14 protein-coding genes are annotated in these 18728 nt (G+C 56.1%); 4 read left to right on the top strand and 10 right to left on the bottom strand.

What is annotated here, in order from left to right:
- Positions 1-117 precede the first annotated feature (117 nt).
- The 3 genes from H1B37_RS30400 to fabF are packed head-to-tail and all read right to left on the bottom strand — an operon-like array spanning position 118 to position 2792.
- The gene (locus H1B37_RS30400; RefSeq protein ID WP_182871053.1) at positions 118-1077 is read right to left on the bottom strand and encodes a ThiF family adenylyltransferase; all 960 of its coding nucleotides are present in this window, start codon (positions 1075-1077) and stop codon (positions 118-120) included.
- A gap of 57 nt (positions 1078-1134) precedes the next feature.
- Complete coding sequence (locus H1B37_RS30395; RefSeq protein ID WP_182871052.1) at positions 1135-1512, bottom strand: hypothetical protein; 378 nt, start codon at positions 1510-1512, stop codon at positions 1135-1137.
- Between the two features lie 47 nt (positions 1513-1559).
- On the bottom strand, positions 1560-2792 hold the full coding sequence (gene fabF / locus H1B37_RS30390) for a beta-ketoacyl-ACP synthase II (protein WP_182871051.1): 1233 nt from the start codon (positions 2790-2792) through the stop codon (positions 1560-1562).
- A gap of 886 nt (positions 2793-3678) precedes the next feature.
- On the opposite strand from fabF, the gene H1B37_RS30385 reads away from it, so the two are divergent.
- Positions 3679-3903: a hypothetical protein gene (locus H1B37_RS30385; RefSeq protein ID WP_182871050.1), complete on the top strand. Its 225-nt coding sequence runs from the start codon at positions 3679-3681 to the stop codon at positions 3901-3903.
- Positions 3904-3925: 22 nt separating this feature from the next.
- The gene (locus H1B37_RS30380; protein WP_182871049.1) at positions 3926-5611 is read left to right on the top strand and encodes a serine/threonine-protein kinase; all 1686 of its coding nucleotides are present in this window, start codon (positions 3926-3928) and stop codon (positions 5609-5611) included.
- Between the two features lie 134 nt (positions 5612-5745).
- Here the strand turns inward: H1B37_RS30380 and H1B37_RS30375 are convergent, their stop codons facing one another.
- The 6 genes from H1B37_RS30375 to H1B37_RS30350 all read right to left on the bottom strand — a co-directional run bounded on the left by H1B37_RS30375 (position 5746) and on the right by H1B37_RS30350 (position 11969).
- Positions 5746-6555: an N-acyl amino acid synthase FeeM domain-containing protein gene (locus H1B37_RS30375; RefSeq protein ID WP_182871048.1), complete on the bottom strand. Its 810-nt coding sequence runs from the start codon at positions 6553-6555 to the stop codon at positions 5746-5748.
- A gap of 63 nt (positions 6556-6618) precedes the next feature.
- A complete protein-coding gene (locus H1B37_RS30370) occupies positions 6619-6966 on the bottom strand; it encodes a hypothetical protein (protein ID WP_182871047.1) in 348 nt (115 codons plus the stop codon).
- A gap of 471 nt (positions 6967-7437) precedes the next feature.
- On the bottom strand, positions 7438-8124 hold the full coding sequence (locus H1B37_RS30365; RefSeq protein ID WP_182871046.1) for a response regulator transcription factor: 687 nt from the start codon (positions 8122-8124) through the stop codon (positions 7438-7440).
- A gap of 681 nt (positions 8125-8805) precedes the next feature.
- Positions 8806-9603 (bottom strand): N-acyl amino acid synthase FeeM domain-containing protein, encoded by a 798-nt coding sequence (locus H1B37_RS30360; protein WP_220498452.1) that lies wholly within the window; start codon positions 9601-9603, stop codon positions 8806-8808.
- Between the two features lie 334 nt (positions 9604-9937).
- Positions 9938-11020, bottom strand: coding sequence for a M14 family metallopeptidase (locus H1B37_RS30355; protein ID WP_220498451.1), 1083 nt, complete (start codon positions 11018-11020; stop codon positions 9938-9940).
- A gap of 160 nt (positions 11021-11180) precedes the next feature.
- Positions 11181-11969 (bottom strand): N-acyl amino acid synthase FeeM domain-containing protein, encoded by a 789-nt coding sequence (locus H1B37_RS30350; RefSeq protein ID WP_436299068.1) that lies wholly within the window; start codon positions 11967-11969, stop codon positions 11181-11183.
- A gap of 1349 nt (positions 11970-13318) precedes the next feature.
- Here H1B37_RS30350 and H1B37_RS30345 point away from each other — a divergent pair.
- Together H1B37_RS30345 and H1B37_RS30340 are read left to right on the top strand one after the other, a co-directional pair.
- Positions 13319-14593 (top strand): efflux RND transporter periplasmic adaptor subunit, encoded by a 1275-nt coding sequence (locus tag H1B37_RS30345; RefSeq protein WP_182871042.1) that lies wholly within the window; start codon positions 13319-13321, stop codon positions 14591-14593.
- The gene (locus H1B37_RS30340; protein WP_182871041.1) at positions 14593-17634 is read left to right on the top strand and encodes an efflux RND transporter permease subunit; all 3042 of its coding nucleotides are present in this window, start codon (positions 14593-14595) and stop codon (positions 17632-17634) included. Before H1B37_RS30345 ends, H1B37_RS30340 begins: the two co-directional genes overlap by 1 nt.
- Positions 17635-17742: 108 nt before the next feature.
- Here H1B37_RS30340 and H1B37_RS30335 read toward each other — a convergent pair whose 3' ends face one another.
- Complete coding sequence (locus H1B37_RS30335; protein ID WP_182871040.1) at positions 17743-18501, bottom strand: N-acyl amino acid synthase FeeM domain-containing protein; 759 nt, start codon at positions 18499-18501, stop codon at positions 17743-17745.
- Between the last annotated feature and the right edge of the window lie 227 nt (positions 18502-18728).

Here is an 18728-nt window from a genome sequence, read left to right as displayed (position 1 = left end):
GTTTATGTCACGTACAAGCAGCCTTGGTTGCCGAAAGCGATCAACAAGCGACTCCACTGCAAAAATTCCCTGCGCGGTTCAACCTAGAGGGGAAGAAATGGGGGAGACAAAATGACTTTAAACTTGGTCGCCCCTATTCCCGTAGCCGAGTTGCAGCATTTTCCGCTTCAGGACTCTTCGTTTGATCCGCTGAATCGGATTACGGTTGCCCATTGGCATCCATCCCATTCGGAAAAGGTAGCGATAGACGTCAAATTGGTTGTAATAGGGAGCCGCTCGGACTTTGCCTCGGCCGAGCAGGATTTTCACCGCCTCGACGCCGACCACTCCGGCTGCCAGCCTGCAGGCGGCGGCAACGGATGGGCCCGCCCCATTGGGGTCGACATAGGAATAATCAAAATAGGGTAGGTGTGTCGAGCGTGGCGTTAGTCCCACGAAAAAGGCCACAAACAGGTCCACCGGTTGCATGCCATCGTGTAAATCGAAATAGTTGTCAAAGCTCATCCCATTGGGATCGAACGCCAGCCACGCCGTACTGAAACCGATCGGGCCGGCTGTGAGCACCCATATGCCTCGCTGGGCAGCTTCGCGGAACAACATTCGCCGTGCGTCGAACGCGAAAAAGTCAAGCGCATCGACCACCAGATCGACTCCGTCCAAAAACTCCGCGACATTCTTTTCCGTCACGAATCCATTGATCACGTCGATTTCGGCTTCCGGATTGACGCTGCCGGCGAATTCGGCCAGCACCTCTGTTTTGGGGCGGCCGATGTTGTTGATCGTCGCGCCGAATTGGCGATTGAAGTTCCCGACGTCAAAGCTGTCCGCATCGGCGATCCGGAATTTACCAAATCCCATGCGGGCCAAAGTCATCAGGTGCAGTCCACCGACCCCCCCCATACCAGGGATTGCAACCCGAAAGTTGCGAAGCCGCTCCTGTTCCTCCGGCGAAATCAGTCCGCGATTGCGTTTGAATGCCTGGTGATAGTCCCAGGCTGCATTTGAATTGCTGTGAGACACAACGGTGAGATCTCCGCCAAGACCATGGAATGACCCGAGTAGTTGATGAACTGCCATTTATAGCCCCCCAAACAGGGCAGGTGTGCCCTTTGCTAGAAATATTGGTACAGGTTTTTAGTTTTTCCGAGCCGTTTCTTGGCCACCCAGGCGCGTCAAGCATTCAGTCATTTCTTCAAGCACGCCGGGGCTGTTGCAGGACACGTCCGACTGGCTGAACTGCACCATCGCCTCAAGCACATCGATCAGCGTCGATGGGCACAGTTCCAGAATCGCGTCTTCTCGTTTCCAGCGTGCCAGCCAGGAAGCGTCTTCCAGACGTTGAAAGAGCAAATCGATGGCGGGCGAATCGCCGATGGAAATTCGAACGTCGTTTAGTTGATCGAGCCATCGACTTGCACGCCAGCGATCGATCGCGAACGAGACACGTTCCTCACCGTGGACGACGTTGTCTGTCTGCGCGACAGAAGGCGAGAGTTGTTTTTGGGTTTTCATAGGGTGCTCACGCAAATTTGGGTGCGACACTGGTGCTGCGACAACGACTAGGCCAACTTCCTGAAAGCAACGGTAGCGTTCTGGCCTCCGAACCCAGCTGAATTGCTGATCGCTACGTTGACCGTTCTTTCGCGCGCCTCGATCGGTGTGTAGTCGAGCGGGCAGGTGGGATCGGGCGTGTAAAGATTCGCGGTCGGCGGCACAACGCCATCTTTGATCGCCAGCACGGAGTAGACCGCCTCGATTCCTCCCGCGGCGCCTAGGCAGTGTCCTGTCACCCCCTTGGTCGAAGAGATTGAGAGGCGATCGGCGTGATGGCCGAAGACGGTCTGAATCGCCTGGGTCTCAAGTGTATCGTTGGCGGCAGTGGATGTTCCGTGAGCGTTGACATAGTCGACATCGCTCGGATTGATGCCGCCAGATTTCAGAGCGTCAGAGATTGACCTTGCGAGTCCTTCACCTTCCGGTCCCGGCATGGTCAGGTGATGTGCATCGGCGGAAAGTCCGTATCCGGCCAATTCGGCATAGATCGTTGCGCCGCGTCGTTTAGCATGTTCATAGCTCTCGAGCACGAGGAGTCCCGCGCCCTCCCCGACGACGAATCCATCTCGATGGGCGTCGAAGGGGCGCGAGGCAAGTTCAGGCGCGTCATTTCTCGTGCTGAGCGCCTTCATTTTGGCGAAGGAGGCAATCAGAATGGGACAGATGGCGGCTTCGGCGCCACCGGCAAGCATGATCTCGCAACTCCCATCACGAATCATCCGTGCTGCTTCCCCGATCGCGTGGGTGCCACTGGCACATGCGGTGGCGATCGTATAATTAGGACCCCTGAGTTTGTATTCAATGGAGATGAATCCCGATGCCATGTTCGGGATCGCATAGGGCAACATGAGTGGCGACACTTTCTTGGCACCGCGCTCCTTCAGCAGGCAGGAATTCGCTTCGATTTCACCGACACCGCCGATAGCGACGCCGACAATGCAACCGCAGTTTTTCGCGAGCGGTGAGTCGTGGATGTTCGCGTCCTTCAACGCCTCATCGGCCGCGGCACAGGCGAATTGCACGAACCGCGATGACTGCCTTGCGGTCTTGGCCCCTAAGAGGTCAGTCGCGTCAAAATCGACGCACTCGCCGGCGATCCGTACCGGCAGATCATCGGTGGGAAATCGACTGATCGCTCTGATCGCCGAACGGCCCGATAATGCACTCTTCCAGGCTTTATCGACGCCCCGCCCTGAAGCGGCAACGATCCCCAGCCCTGTGACAACTACTCGACCCATCAAAGTTTCCTCTTGAAATGTATGCGATCCGAGGAAATCTAGGTTGCCAACACTGGACTTGATCTAGAAGCGATGAGACTCCTTCAATTCGGGCATTTATCGGAATAGTGACGGGCAGTTTGCGCGGGCTATACTCTTTGGTCGGATGCTGCGGGGCCTCGAAGCCTCGCCATGTCGTCAACATTTCGGGATTCATGAAGGCGTAACACGACAAATCCTCACGATCTAGCCCGCTTGGTAGGAAATGGTCGGTGGACAGGTGTACGACGTCCTTCCTAGGTTGTCACGCAGAGCCCCTCGGGCGACAGCCCGGAAAGGCTGTCGTCCCCTGCTAAATGCATCACTCTAATCTGGACGGTCCCAATTGCCGGTTCTCTAACTGTCGAAACCTGTTGTGCACCGACAGATTCTGAGACTGGGGTGTAAAATTCTGCGAGTGTCGGCACCTAAATGCGACAACGAATTCAAAGAAATTCTGGGAATGATCGGCGTCGGGCATCTGATCGATCAATCCGATGGTTCAAGGAGCATCGATCCCCGAATTCTGCATCGGGATCGCTACACAATCGACTGCCCGAACCTTTAGAATACGCTGTCTTGATAGCGTGAATTGGGCGAATGAGCATCCGCTTGTCGCTAGTGCCAAGTACACTTTGGCATCATGGGACCTGCAGAAGTTTTTCGTGGCCGGTGAAAATTGTTAAATTCTTGATTGGGATTTTTGGGCTGCTCGCCCAGCGGTGTGTTTCAGGGATCCTATCGCTGAGCGGTGAGCGTTTGGTCAACGATCCATCGGTGTTGGCGAAATTGGTCGGCAAACTGTTTCGACAAAAATCGGGCCATCGTCGTGGCCAGTTTGTATTCAAGATAGTTCCTGCGTTACCCAATGAGCACAGAATACAGCGAGCCGTCGACGGTAACCGTCTCGCGTCATCGCAAATTGAAGACGATCGCGAAGCAGAAACTGCGTTACGATAGCGATGTCGCACCGCTTCAACCGACGCTGATTTTGCATGACCCGCTGATACAGCTGCAAGTCCCCGATAGCGTGAACGTCACCACCGCCTGTTTTTTTGCCAGGACGTGGCTGCAGCAGAAATTGGGGATCTAGGCCCGCGGGAGATCTGAGTTTCATGACAAAAGATTCGACGCCCGAAACACCGCGTGGAGCACGAGAAATTTTTCTCAAGGCGCTCGAACTCTCCGCGTCGCAACGCGGGGACTGGATCAAGCAGTATTGTTCCGGGAACAAGGGGCTGGAACGGAACGTGCTTTCTTTGCTAAAGCACCACTGTGCCAACGACAGTCGCGTTGAAGACACGGCTGCAAACGCCTTCCGCGAGGCGTTCGAATCTGAGGCTCATCCAACCCAGGGCCTGCAAATTCGCTGTCCCCATTGCCGTCACCCCATTAATTTAGTCGATGATGCACAGATCGATGATCTAGTTTGCGACTCATGTGGTAGCAGTTTCTCCCTGATCGGGTCGAAAGAAACGATGTCTCATAGCTTGGCAAGCGAGTCGATCGATCGGTTCTCGTTGATCGAAATGGTTGGGGTAGGGGCATTCGGGACCGTATACAAAGCAAAGGACGCTACATTGGACCGCGTCGTGGCAATCAAGCTGCCGCGGAAGGCTCAGCTTTCGGGCGAAGAGTCGGCAAAGTTCATCCGCGAGGCCCGGGCTGCTGCACAGTTGAAGCATCCCAACATCGTCGCGGTTCACGAAGTTGGACGTGACGGAGACCGGTTGTTTATCGTTGCAGATTTTGTCGATGGGATCAGCTTGGCAGATTGGCTGATCGGCTTTCAATCCACACAGCGGGAAACCGCGACGTTGCTCACGAAGGTCGCCCGCGCAGTCCACTACGCGCACGAGAACGGGGTCATCCATCGTGATTTGAAGCCCAGCAATATCATGCTCGATCGCAACGGTGAGCCGTTTGTCATGGACTTCGGGCTCGCAAAACGTGAGGCCGGTGAGGTCACCATGACGATGGATGGCCAGATCTTGGGAACCCCGGCCTACATGTCACCCGAACAGGCGCGCGGAGCCTCTCACGGAGTTGATCGGCGCAGCGATGTCTATTCGCTCGGTGTCGTGATGTTTGAGATGCTGACCGGTGAACTTCCATTCCGCGGAAACACGCGAATGTTGATTCACCAGGTGCTGACGCAGGAACCGCCGAGCCTTCGAAGCCTGGACATTAAAATCGATCGCGACCTTGAGACGGTTTGTGCGAAGTGTCTTGAAAAGGACCCTGCACGGCGGTATCAAAGCTGTGTCGCGCTCGCCGAGGAGTTAGAGCGGTACGATAAAGGATTTCCCGTTTTGGCCCGGCCGGCTGGAACCGTTGGTCGCGTTTGGCGATGGTACACCCGAAACCCTCGGGGCGCAATTCTGACAGCTGGCGGTTACATGCTTTGCCTGATGGTAATTTTTACGATGTGGGCGGTGGTCGGTGTCATCGTTTTCAGCACCGGAGTACATCCGGTCAGCCGTCCCTTTAGAGCCGTTTCGGAGTTGATCGGGTTTTCGCTTTTCCTTTACTCCCCAGGCATCTTTGGGAGCATTAAGGTTCTCAACGGAAAACATCACTTTGCGTGGGTCAACGTGGTCACGCTCCTTATCTCAAGTGTGATTGTGGTCGCGATCTTTATGGGAATCAATCCTCCGCTCGAAGTCCTCCAGGCCGCACAAAACAGTGTCTACGCCCGCCACCAATTGGCCTCCCTGCTTGGGACCATGGTATTGCTGGGGTTAGTGTTGCACATGATTGCGTTACTCGGCTTGCGACGTCTTCATCAACCGGATCCATGATGGACGCTGATGCGGCGAAGATTCCATCGCCGATTTCCGTGGTCGTGCAAAGACACGACCATGGCGATGATGACGCATGCAAACGATAGCAGGTCGGGCGGTGGCCCCCCACCTTTTCGTCTCGACGAATTTGCCTAGGCAACCATCGGAACAAATTCGTTCTTCCCTTGTGCCAACACACTTCGGAAGAATCGTTTTTCGGCATTTGACATGTGGATCCCGTCCATTTCCCAGGGATCAAATCGAGTCGCGTAAACTTGATCGTAGAGCGAATACTTTTGCTCATCGAGCATGGCGAAGTCGTGAACACACAGCACGGCAGGGTTCCCTTGAACCGCTTTGTACTCCCTGACATCAGTACAGGGCATGCATCCAAACATGCGACGATAGACCTTCGCGTGGCGGGGATGGACGACAAGCAACAGGCGATCGACACCGCGGCGCCGTGCAACCTGAAACGTTAGGGCAACCATTTTCACAAGTTTCTCAATCCGATCCCTCCCGCTCATCTGATCACAACCGCTCGCCAAACAAGAAATCTCAGCTAACCGAAGCCCTTGCCCCCGCATAGCCTTGATCTCCTCGCTAAAAAGCGATTCGGCTGGCATGCCAAGATTGCCGTCCTGTACCAGAGAGATCGTAAAGTCAACTTTCTTTTCTCGCTTTGAAACCATCACGCTGGTCGTGTCGAGCAGGTGGTGCTCCAAGACACGCATTTTCGATGGGTTGTCCGATGACAGTCCGGATTGCCGATACATCTGATAGACGAGCTCGAAAGCCGCGATCCGTTCCTTCCTTGTTCGTGAAACCCGCATCACCCCGTCGCCCTTCACGACGTCGTGGGCTGATCCTGTTTTGATTGGCGCCACATTTGGCGTAAAGATGTTAGGCTTGTTGCTGCTGCGATCCGATACAGTGTTTAAATCTCGATTGAAGTCGTTCAATGGATTTTCCCCGGGCAAGAAAGTAGCGAAAAAGAATAGAATACGCGAAAATCGAGAGTCGATTTAAGCGCCGACAAGCATCTGTGGACGGGTCAGAGCGACCTGAATCAGGTCCGCAAGCGAGTTAATTTGCACCTGATAGATACCGGTCAGCTCGTTCAGGTTGATGCGCAGGACCGCCAGGTTAGAAGACTCGGAATAAACATGTGAGAGCACGCCTTCAAGACGCTCCCCCTGCTCCCAAGAATGAATCCAAACGTGAGGACGTTCAGTGCGAATCATCTTGAGAATGTCAATCACTTCCGTCGTTTCGCCTACCAGTTCCACTTGCTCCATCGAGCCGAGCAAAGAATGAAGCAACTGCGATTGCAGTTGCTGGTCGATGGTCAAAAGGATACGCGTCTTTTCCATGCGAATCTCAATTCAAGTTGTTAGATGCCAAGTCGCTGATTGAGCCAGATCATGGTCGCGACACCCCGATGGATCCATGGATCAACGGAATCGTTTTTGGGACCATTCTGGGACCATTTCTTGCAGTCGCATGGGCCGGTTCTGGTGCCGGCAGGGACTACAACGCGGGCGAGCAGGAACTAGAAGAGAACTAGAGGGGGGCCAGATCCAGCGAATCTTGCGAGGTGGTTCTCGGAGAACGGGTAAGAAGATTTCCAGGGCAGGAAAATTGGTAGGGGGAATCAGGGGCAGGGTGGCAGAATGATTCGGGGCAGAATGATGAAACGCTGCGACGCGAGGGCATGCCGTAGCGGAAGCCGCCAAGGCTTTCGGTTCCGCTGTTGCGACTTCGCCGCGTGAAAGCGAAACTCTTGGCGAGTTCCGCTACTCGAACACCGAACGGCAGGGCAACACTCACAGCTTTCGTGGTTCTTAAGAGCGTTTCGCTTCCAGGGGTGGCGCGAGGTCGAGCCGTTTGCGGGCGACATCGACGGCTTCCATGCGGTTGTCCACATCCAGTTTTTCGAGGATGTTCCGGACGTGATTCTTGACGGTGAACAGCGACACGCACAATTCCGACGCGATCTCCTTGTTGCTTTTGCGTTGATTGAGCAACTCCAAGACCTCAAGTTCTCGCGTGGTCAATCGACGTTCATTCGACAGTGGCGGCGGAACCCAGGCGGTGGGTTTCGACAATCGCTCGATTTCCGCAAACATCGTCGCGACGATATCGGGTGAACAAAACTTGTCGCCCGAGAGAACCTTGTGGATGGCTTCTCGAAGATCGGTCAACGACGATCGTTCGAGGACACAACCGTGCACCCCCATCGCCATGCAAGCCGGCAAGTATTCGTGTTCGTCGGGAACGAGTAGGATGATTTTCGTCCCGTCTGCCAAATCGTAGAACATTCTGGTGACTTCGACGGCAAGCCCATCTGCGAGATTGACGTCCAACAGCAGGATGTCGGCGTCACTTTCCAGAAGACGGATTTTCCAGTCATTCCGCTCGTGATCGAACGGATTGACATCGTAGTTCTTCTCGTTGTCCAGAAACGTTGCCAAGCAATCCCGAAACAAGCGGTTGCGGTGGAAAACGATTAGACGGTTTTGATTGTCCATCTGCCACGATTTTGTGTAGCGAGTTCGATTTTCACAATCGAGAAGCCTTTCTATCAACATACTCAAACGCGTCTATTCCGCAGCGAAGCCGCAGAATCGGTACCCAAGTTCGTTAGACGTAGTCCTGCGAAGTTCGTTCCAAATACTCGCGATTTCTGAGGAACTTGCTGATTCTGACGGGCACTAACAGACGACGTTCCTACAGTTGTGAAATTTGGCCGATTTGTCAAACACTGTACATTAGATTGGCTAGGGGGTCTGCGAAAAGTCTGCGGGATGGGTGGGTTACCACTCCACTACCCAGCCGCAGAGCGGCAGAACCAACCCCAGGATGACCCGTGTGACTCGCTTATTGTGGCCAGACTACCGGTCCGGATGGGCCGCTGAGAGAGAGCCTTCCAGATCGAGGATCCCTGTGACAAGCCCCGAATGGCCTGCAAATTCGCCGCTTTGCGGCAGTGTTTCGGAACGCAGTCCCGACAATTTGAAAGGCTAGAGATAAGCGAATTGCAGCGACTGCCGACCGGGCTTACAGCATGAACTTATCGTTCGTTCGACCGACTAGGGATTGCCCTTTCCGGCATTGACAGCCTCCAGCGATGCATATCTCCACCAAGAGGTGCGACATCATGTCGCACAGAATGGCGGGTTTTGATGGAGATGGATTCCGCGTGTTTTGCCTCAGCTGAGGTTCGGGTTGTGCATACAGCTCGGCTGGAGGTTGAACGTCGGGCCGACCAACGCAGATGGCTCCGATCTGTGGTTTACGTTTTCGATCTGATTCCAAATCGCGGAGAAATGCTCTCGAGTTGATTCGCTCCAAACGTACGGAGCAAGTGCCGCCTCGGAGAATCTCTTTCCAAAGAGTTGGTCATGGATTTTCGTGCCACGCAGCTTATCGAATTCCAAAAGCAGGGGAACGGCGGGATTTCCCTGTGCATAGGGGCAATTGCGAATTCCTCCCACCCGCTCAAATCCAAGTTGTCGGACATAAAACCGAGCGTGTCGTGGATGAGTCGCTGCAAGTAAGCCTTGACACCCCCTCGCTTCAGCGGTTTGTGCGAGTAAGCTGGCGAGGGTTTTGATCATTTGAAAGAAGCGTGCGGGTGATGCTCGGCAGTCGGCGAGACATCCGACCTCTGCAAAGCGTTTTCCGCAGTTTCTCAAATCTTCGATCGTATCTCCATACATCGACTCCGCAGGAAGACCGAGTTCTCCGTCGACGATGAGTGTCGCTGTCGAAACGACAATACCCTCCAACTTTCCGATCATCACTTCGGTTGTAGGTAAGAAATGATACTTCACCATCCGGAGCCCGAACTTATTTTCTTTCTCCAGGCCGGCGCGGGTGTACGCGTTGTAGACCAGCTGGAATGCTTCATATAATTCGGAACGCGTCCGCGCGATTGTGATATCCAGATCCGACTTAGCGGGGGCGCGGTTTTTATCCGACCATTCGCTTGCAACTGAAACAAACATGAGGGGAAAGGGCTCTTTGCAATAGAATTGAGCAGGGTTGCTCGTCACGCGGATCGTGCCACGAGCGACTGCTGGCTCCGCTCGATTCCGCTCTCACTGCCTCAACGCTAGGTCGTGCTCCCAGAGGGTGTTCCGCAGTCAGCCAAAGCAGCGAGAGCAATCGCCAGCCAACGTGGTCGGGAATTCCGAAGATGAGGATTGGAGCAACTTTGCGAGCTAGAAATCCGTGCATCTAAGCGACTCGCAAAAGCCGGCAGAGCGGTACCTTTGACGGGAAATCCGTTCACTGCAGATCTGCCGGCGATGCTCGGTGCCAGTCCGCTGAACCGAACCGTCAGGAGATATTTCCGGTCAAACCACAAACAGCCCGAGCGACTAGGTCGACGCTGGTATTAATGACCGACAGCCGCCATGATTCGGCTGCCGGACAGAACAACTCTTTGAATTTTTGTTTGGTCCGGGCGGTTGATGCAGACGAGGGGTTACCCCAATGATGTGACTGGTTTTCTGAGCGGAGGCCGGAAAGCATGGAGATTTGCCCGTATGTCCCAAACTCGGCACACGCGAAGAGATAGTCTGGAGCGAGATTACGCGAGACGCACCATCTTCCGAGTCCTCCACGCGCGTTATACGCGACGCCTTCGGAATTGCAATTTTCAAACGCATCAGCGCCGAACCATTCGACCAGCCAAGCGCGTTGACGGTCGCTGAGTTGGTAATCAATCAGAAACTTGCATGCTGCTTGCCGCCCCAGCCCCGTGTGAAAATCAAGATGTACTACCTGCTGGCTGCTCGCGAGCCAACGATCAAGATTTGTCTCGAGTAGATTCTGCATCGCAGTTGGCCCAGCGCCGCCGTAAAACAGCCCTTGGGGATATTCGTACTGGCCGGTCGCGATCGCGTGGCGCAAAGGCGACACTCCAGTCCGAGCAATCTTCCAAAACGCTTTGAGCCTGAATGGTTCCCATCGCGACGGCGGGCAGCGAGGATTGAGCAATTTGTCGAGACTGGCGTATTGCAATGGCGCCCCCTGATAGGATTCGCCGGGCAACAAGAAATTGCGATTCGGATCCACGTTATTCTCATCGCATCGCCGCAGCCATGCAAATCCGAAAGGATTCAGGGCGTGGAGAAACACGCACCTGATCGGGGGGGGCGAGGTGGAGGCCCAGAGTTCGAGCAATGCGATCTGCACTGCCGATCCGAAAAAACCTTCCACGCCGTGGACGCCCGAAGAGATAACCAGGATCTTGTCGGGGGGCTCGGCTGCCGAATAGCCGATATCGATTGTCAGCTCCTCGCCCTCCGGTCCGGTGGAACCAATCGAATGTGCCTCTAGGCTCCAACCGAGTCGATCCGCCGCTTCTCGGAATCGGCGGCGGGCGGTTGCATAGTCAGGAGAAAACGCTGTTAACATACTCAACGCAATTCGACTCCACGTTTGCGTGGCGCGCACGTTGCTGCGACGACGATCAACTTAGGTCCGGCATCGTCATCTGCGATCGTAGAGTGGCTCATATCACCCCAGTGGGTCAAAATGTGCATTCAAGCCGTTGAGGAGCAAAACGGCAAACGCCCTAAGCCGCACGACGGTTAGGCATCGCAGTCGGGACCGGTAAGTACTGCCGAAAGTATGCTATCTCGGCATCACCCATCGGTTTCGGATCCAATTCGCCTCTAGAGTAGGTTCCGTCGAAATACAGCTTTTGCCATCGTTTGCGGTATCGCATACGATCGTTGACGTCGCCAAGAATCGGGACCCCGGGGTGGCCGCCGACGAGTTGGTAGCTTCTGGAATCACCGATCGTCTCAAAACCCATAGCCCGTTGGTAGAATTTTGAATGACGCGGGTGGACGACCGCGACCAATTGATGAATTCCTAAACTGCGCGAATAAAACATCATTAATCGGACAAGTTGTCCAAAGATCTCGCCGGTCGACACGTTGTTCGGCGAGTCGACCGTTAGAGAGCAGACCTCGGCAAAAGATTTCCCGCTGCGGCGTAGTTCGGAAACGATGTCTCCAAACGTCGATTCCATTGGCATTCCCAGCGCATTTCCTTCGCCTGTCAGGCTAACACACCCAATTACCTTGTTGCGATGAACCGCGACAAAGACTTGAGTTTGGCTCCACAGATGATACGGCATCACCCGAAGTTGAGATGTACGGTTCGACGACAACCCCACTTCGAAGTACCTCCGCTGGAGTAGTTCAAACGCACCGATCAAGTCTCGCCGCCCTTGTGCCAGTCTAAAATCGATGCGGTCAATCGAAAGGACTGACGGCGCATGGGGGGCGTCGAATCGTCGGGGCGAGGGGCGCCGCAATTCCACTGAAGGAAATGGGATGGTCTTTTGTCTTTTCATAGGATTGTGCTGATGTTCGCACACTCCGTTCGCTACTCGCAATAGAAAACAATCGTTCCATGGGTAGGGCGGTGTTCGACACCCAAGAGCTGGAAACCAGCTTCTCAGCAAAGTGTCGACCACCCTACGCGCTTCGATACCACAGCGCACCGGGACGAGTTCAAGTGTGTTTTTGTCTATCTGCGAATTTCGAATGAGTTTCCGGTCAAATTCCGATCCGTTGTATTTGCGGATTGTTGTATTGCGACAAATCCTGTGCCCCCCCCAAATGTCCTCGAGGTTTCCGTTCGGTTCCTTTCCTCTATTCTCGTATGCAATTTCGGCCTACTTGACCCGAATTTGTCGGTTGCGCGAAATCCTCCAGCGTTGCTTAACTCGGGCTATTGAGATCTGTCGATGCGGCCCCCACAACGGATTGCGTTTGCATGCGAAGCCATTTGCGATGCCTAACTGAGTAGTTTCTTCATTTAAGTGACCAGCCTCATGTTCTTCACGGCAACTCGTGAACAGGTACGTCACGCCATTCACGGACGACCGCTCTCTCACCACTTGGACAAATCAGCGTTTTCGTTGATTGGTGGGCATGGTTGGACGACCGAACAAAGGAATTGAAGGTCATTTCGGTTTAGCAATCGAACGAAGCAGGCCAGATCCGACGCCTAACGCGGTGCATGCTCAGGCAGACGCCGCAGCGAAAGGGCATCGTCCTCACGCAGCCCGCGTCGGACTTGGGAAACCGCGAAGACAATCCATCGCAATCGCGACCGCCGTCGCGGTCACCAGCGGGAAAGTTACGGCCCGTCAATCTCATCTTCCGCACCCTTCGCGAGATTTGGGGAATAGTGCCCCGGGAGCGGAAAACGCGAGCAAGGGGCATGGCAGCATGATTCGGGGCAGAATGATGGTATTTGCGAGGGTGTATCCAACGACACGGGAAACAGTTCTTGTTCGTGTGCTCGGGGTGGAGGTCACGGGAAATCGAATAATCCCACAGATGCGATGCGGTCGTGGATTCGAGGGGTTGCGTCGCCATTGGTGGGCATTGATCTCCCGAAGGTCCAAGGCGAACGGGGAAGAAATTGCCTCCTTTCGTTGCGATCAATGATTTAGAGACCGCACCCCCTCTATCGGATGCCCCCCTTGTATTTCACACTGTCGAGAAGGTGCTTCAACCCTGAAAACCTGGTCTGTCCTGGCGAGGGGCATGCTCCCCACAAGCCCTTGCGAATCGATGGATTCCTGGAATTGATCATCGCGGATGACATTGCTCCGAAAGTGGGGTTTAACGATGATGCTGACTTTGCGTGCGCATCGCTGTTTGCCGGCAATCGGTTTTGCTCCATCCTGAAGTGGCTGTTATTTCCGTTCCATACACCGTTATTCCGCAGGTTGCCTTGGCTGCGGTTCTCGTTCTGACCGCGGGGTGTGGCCGCGACGTCGCCATGTCGGCCGTCGACGCCAGGCCGCCCCTTCTCCCCGTCTCGGCGATGGCGGTTTGTCGGCGATCGTCGTTCGTCCGCTCGATCACTTATTACGGCCGTGTCGAGCCGGTCCGCACGACCGCGTTGTCATTTGAATTCGGCGGGCGGTTGGAGTCCGTGGCGATCGACGAGGGCAGCGAGGTCCGGTCGGGATGCGTCGTCGCCCGGCTGGACACGTCGATCTTGGAAGCCGAACGAGCGGTATTGCTGTCGCGCCGCGCGGCAGAATCCGCCGTCTTGGCGCGGCTTAGGAGGGGCGAACGTAAAGAGATCATTGCCGCGGCGCTGGCGAAGGTGCGGCGGCTGGAAAGCGACGTCAAACTCGCTGCCTCGGATCGACGACGGGCGGAGAAAGTCGTCGCGGGCGGTTCGATTTCGCGTTCGGCCTATGACCAAGCCGTCGCGCTGCACGAATCGGCTGGCTTTGCGCTCGAGGAAGCCCGCCAAAGGCTTGATGAGCTGAAAGCGGGAAGCCGCGAGGAAGACATCTCGGCCCAAGTCAGTCGGGTCGCCAGCACCGATGCGGAGCTGAAACTGCTGGACGTTCGTCTGTCCAAAGCCACCTTGGTGGCGCCGTTTGATGCGATCTGTGTGGGACGGTTTCACGACGAAGGCGACGCGTTGCTGCCGGCAGAAGTCGTGTTGGAATTGAACGAGGCCGATGCGTTGCAGGCACGTTTTTCGGTTCCCGCCCAGCAACTGTCCGCGGCACAGCAATCCCGTTGCGTGCATGTCGGCGATCGCCGCTATGCGGCTGGCGACATCGTCCAGGTGCCGCAAGTGGATGGCAGGTCGCGGACGGTGGACGTCGTGATTCCGTTGAAAACGTCGCCGCATGACCGAGTGCTTCCCGGGATGGTTTGCACCTTGGGACTGGAAAAACGCATTCCAGAAGACTGTCTCGAGTTGCCGCTGTCGGCATTGGTTGCCAGCATCCGCGGTCTTTGGTCGTGTTACCGTCTGCGTGAAAGCGATTCGGATCCTGAAGTCTATGACGTCGAGAAGTTTGACGTCACGCCGGTTCACACCGATGGTGACCGGGTCTATGTCGTGTCGGCGCTACCGGATCAATCGTTGGTGGTCAACGACGGCGTCCACAAACTCTCTCCGGGAATGCGAGTGCGACTCGCCAAGACGTACTGATGATACGTCGCTTGTATGACAATCCGCGGATGGTGATTCTGTTGTTGACCCTGATTGCGGTCAGCGGTCTGGCGGGTTTCAACACGCGGATGACGCGTGAGGATCCCGTTTCGAAGGTGCGTTGGGGATATGTCTCGACCCGACTGCCCGGCGCCGAACCGGTCGAAGTGGAATCGTTGGTCAGCGAGCCTTTGGAACGCATCTTGCGCGAAGCGGGCGACATTCGCTCGATCGAATCGGCGTCCTTGCAAGGCGTCTCGTTGGTCTTCATTCGATTGACCGACGAGGTCGACGACGTCCAGCAAGCTTGGCTGAGGATCCAAGACAAGGTGTCGCAAGCGGCCGATAGACTGCCCGCGCGCGCGAGTGTTCCGATTTTGATCGACGAGGCGCGGTGGGGAGCCCACACGCGGATTGTGGCGTTGCACGGCGACTCCGACCGCCCCGTTCCCGCGGGGATCTTGGCCCGCTGGGGCAAAGAGCTGAACAATCGTTTGAGTTTTGTCACCGGGACACGTTTCACCGAGGTGTTCGGCGTACCGGCGGAAGAGGTGTTGGTGGAAATCGATGAATCCGAAATCGCAGCCACCAAGCTGACTGCGGCTGAAATCGCGAATCGGATTCGTGCTCGAGACTCCGAAGGGTTCGACGCGATGTCGCAATCACAGCGTTACAGCATGCCGGTCAGCTCCAGCGGTGACCTGGCCGACCTGGACGCCATCCGTCAAATCGTTGTCAGCAGCGACGGGGCCGGGCGTCAGTTGACACTTGGTGATCTGGCCGATGTTTCGCGCGGCGAGCGATTTCCGCGGAGCGAATCGGCATTCGTCAAAGGCCGGCGTGCGGTCGTGGTCGCGACCCGCATGGACGAGGCCTATGGGATCACGGGCTGGACCTTCGCGCAACAGGAGGTCCTGTCGGATTTCCAAGCCATCTTGCCACAGGGACTGGAAATCACGCCCATCTTTGACCAGAAATCCTATACCGACCAACGTGCCGCCGACCTCTACCAAAGTCTGGGATTGGGACTGGCGCTGGTGGTGGTCGTGGTCTGTGTGATGATGGGATGGCGTGCGGCGATTCCGATCTGTGCCGCATTGCCGATGACTTTGGGGGTCGTCTTTTTGTTGATGATTCCGTTCGGCATCTCGCTGCATCAAATGTCGATTGCGGGATTGATCTTGGCGATCGGCATGTTGATCGACAATCCGATCATCGTGGTCGATGATCTTCAGCGGCGGCTGAATCATGGCGACGTGCCCCGCGACGCCTGCCGGGGAAGCGTCCGCCATCTCGCCACTCCACTGTTGGGATCCAACATCACGACCATTCTTGGGTTCACCCCAATCCTGTTGATCGGCGGGCCGACCGGTGAGTTCATGGAACAGCTCGGTTGGAGCGTGATTGCCAGCTTGATTGCATCGCTGACCCTCTCGCTAACCCTCGTTCCGGTCTTGGCCGCATGGTGTCTGGTTCCCGATTGTGACGACCGAGAGGTTTCCCGGCATCATCCGAGCCGATTGTACATGGGGCTGCTCCGTTTCGGCATGCATCGTCCGTTGGCGGTGATCCTTTTGACGGTGATCGTCCCCGGGTTTGGGCTGGCGGTCGCGGGATCGATCCCCGAGCAATTTTTTCCGGCCGCCGAGCGAGACCAATTTCACTTTTCCGTCCGGCTGCCGACTCATGTCTCGATCGCCGAAACCGAACGGGTTGCCAAGCGTGCTCGCGAGATCGTCATGCGGCATTCGACGGTAGAGGAAGTCGCACTGTTTGTCGGCCGCAGCGCCCCGAAGTTGCACTACAGCATGGTCGCGTTGGAAGACAACCGCAGCAATTTTGCCCAGGGACTCGTTCAGCTGACCTCGGCTTCAGTTCCCTTGGAATTGATCCACGACATTCAACGAGAATTGGACCAGGAACTGCCAGAGGCGCAGTGTGTGGTGACGTTGATCGAGCAAGGACCGCCCGCTCCGGCACCGATCGAATTGAGGCTGTACGGATCGTCGCTGCAACGGTTGTCCGATCTAGGGCGTCAGGCTCAGACGTTGCTGATGGAGGTCCCCGGAATCATCCACACGCGAATGTCACTCGATGCGGGCGGCCCACGATTGTCGTTGGCGATCAGCCAGACCGAAGCGGAGCCGCTGGGGCTTGATGACGAACGGATTTCCAGCCAGATCCGTGATTATGTGGATGGAATCGTGGTCGCAGAGATGACCGAGCAAATGGAGAGCGTTCCCATTCGTGTTCGACTCGGCGGTGCGGAGGATGTGCGTCCGGAACGGCTTTTGACGTTGCCGATCGTCACCGGAACGACGCCTCGCGGTGCCACCACGGTCGACAGTCTGGCGACGTGGACCATCGACGAGCAAACCTTCAGCATCTACCGCCGCAACGCCCAACGCTGCAACATCGTCTATGCCTACACGCAAGCGGGCACCCTGCCGATTCAAATCGAAAATGCGTTTAAGGAAGAGATGCGACAATCAGGGTTTTCGGTGCCTGCGGGTTATCGATTCGACTTCGGCGGGATCAGCTATGAACGAAACTCCGCGGTCGGAAACTTGTTGGCGTACTCGGGGATCGTCCTCGTGCTGATGGCGTCCGTATTGGTGCTGACATTCGGCTCCTTTCGACTGGCGTTCATCATTCTGTTGGTCGCAATTCTGGCGGTCGGGCTGGGGATGTTCTGTTTGTGGGCGTTTCGCTATCCGATCGGCATCGTTGCGATCATTGGGGTCGCCGGTTTATTGGGGCTGGCGGTCAACGATTCGATCGTGATCTTGAGTGAATGCAAGGCCGGGGCGGCGCACTACCGGACGATTCCGCAAAGCGTGTTCGCTGCGACGCGGCACGTGTTGACGACGTCGGTGACGACCGTCGCCGGCGTGCTGCCGCTGATCCTTCGCGGAGGTGACTTTTGGCCGCCGATGATGATCGTGATCGCCGGAGGAATCGTGGGAGCGACGGTGATCGCGCTCGGATTCACCCCGGCATGTTATCTGTTGCTCGGCGGCGATCGCTCGACGACCGTTTAGGACCGTCGGAAGAATAGGTGGCGGGGACTGATTGTGGGATAGGCTTCCAGCCTGTCGTTTTCGCCATGACAGGCTGGAAGCCTATCCCACGTATTTTTCCGACGTTCCTTAGCTGACCGCTTCCAGCGGGAAGTGTTCGGCGCACAGCCCGGCGACTTCACTGAAGTAGAATGCTTCTTCCCGCAACATCGGTTGGTGGTAGAGTTCCCAATGGCGTAACGGAGCGGCGTAGATGCGGTCGCGGAGCGGATAGGATTGTTGATCGAGCTTTTCGAAATCATGCTCGAGCGCCACGGCCGGTTTGTTGCAAACCTGCCCGTAGACCTTCTGGTCCCCGATCTGCGAAAACCCGAGGTAACTCTGGTAAAAACGTGCGTGACGCGGATTGCATGCCACGAGAAGCCTTTGGACGCCATTTTCACGTGCCGATTGAACCATCAACGCGGCCAGTTGCACAAACACATTGAACATGCGGTTGCGGTTGAAATAGCCGGTGCGACTGGCAAGACACGATACTTCCGCAAAGTACGCACCGCTTGCACGACGCCGCTGGTCCACCTCACTCCCATAAACCGCTTCCAAGGGAATTCCCATTTGATCGTCGCTGATCAAGGTCATCGTGTAGATCACGTTGCCGTTGTGGTAGGCAATGAAAAGGTCCGTCGTTGGCAACAGATGAAAGGGCGTGACCCGCATCCGCGTTTTGTTGGGCGTCATCAAGCCCGATTTGACATAGGCGTCGTGAATCAGCCGAAACGCATCCTCGCGCTCTTCGCGGCAACTGGCGATCTTGTACGTCACCCCATCGACGGACAACCGCTCGCTCATCGCTTGGGCAAGTGATGTTTTGGGGTGATTGGCGGACATGGTGGGGCGACGGCACGAGGGGGTTGAAGGTCGTTCCGGATTGCAGACCGAACGATGCGGTAAGAGCACATCTCCTGCAGGACCCTACGTCGTACTTGGGGGGCTGTCAAAATGACGCGGGGCAATCACGCCCGTCGTCGCGGTTGCCAGCGTCCGCCCCTCGCTCACGCGTCGTGCTGGCAGTGCAACCCTTGCCAGCGGGAAGCGTCAGCCAGCGGGAAGCGTGA

Source organism: Stieleria mannarensis (assembly GCF_014154935.1).
In the GTDB taxonomy this organism is placed as follows: domain Bacteria; phylum Planctomycetota; class Planctomycetia; order Pirellulales; family Pirellulaceae; genus Stieleria; species Stieleria mannarensis.
Note: the sequence above shows the minus strand (reverse complement) of the source record. Positions and strands in the feature narration are given on the sequence as shown.

Coding starts and splice junctions, on each gene's coding strand:
- H1B37_RS30400 (WP_182871053.1), bottom strand. CDS start 1,077: ATGGCAGTTCATCAACTACTCGGGTCATTCCATGGTCTTGGCGGAGAT.
- H1B37_RS30365 (WP_182871046.1), bottom strand. CDS start 8,124: ATGGACAATCAAAACCGTCTAATCGTTTTCCACCGCAACCGCTTGTTT.
- H1B37_RS30350 (WP_436299068.1), bottom strand. CDS start 11,969: ATGAAAAGACAAAAGACCATCCCATTTCCTTCAGTGGAATTGCGGCGC.
- H1B37_RS30395 (WP_182871052.1), bottom strand. CDS start 1,512: ATGAAAACCCAAAAACAACTCTCGCCTTCTGTCGCGCAGACAGACAAC.
- H1B37_RS30355 (WP_220498451.1), bottom strand. CDS start 11,020: ATGTTAACAGCGTTTTCTCCTGACTATGCAACCGCCCGCCGCCGATTC.
- H1B37_RS30360 (WP_220498452.1), bottom strand. CDS start 9,603: ATGTTTGTTTCAGTTGCAAGCGAATGGTCGGATAAAAACCGCGCCCCC.
- fabF (WP_182871051.1), bottom strand. CDS start 2,792: ATGGGTCGAGTAGTTGTCACAGGGCTGGGGATCGTTGCCGCTTCAGGG.
- H1B37_RS30380 (WP_182871049.1), top strand. CDS start 3,926: ATGACAAAAGATTCGACGCCCGAAACACCGCGTGGAGCACGAGAAATT.
- H1B37_RS30370 (WP_182871047.1), bottom strand. CDS start 6,966: ATGGAAAAGACGCGTATCCTTTTGACCATCGACCAGCAACTGCAATCG.
- H1B37_RS30335 (WP_182871040.1), bottom strand. CDS start 18,501: ATGTCCGCCAATCACCCCAAAACATCACTTGCCCAAGCGATGAGCGAG.
- H1B37_RS30340 (WP_182871041.1), top strand. CDS start 14,593: ATGATACGTCGCTTGTATGACAATCCGCGGATGGTGATTCTGTTGTTG.
- H1B37_RS30385 (WP_182871050.1), top strand. CDS start 3,679: ATGAGCACAGAATACAGCGAGCCGTCGACGGTAACCGTCTCGCGTCAT.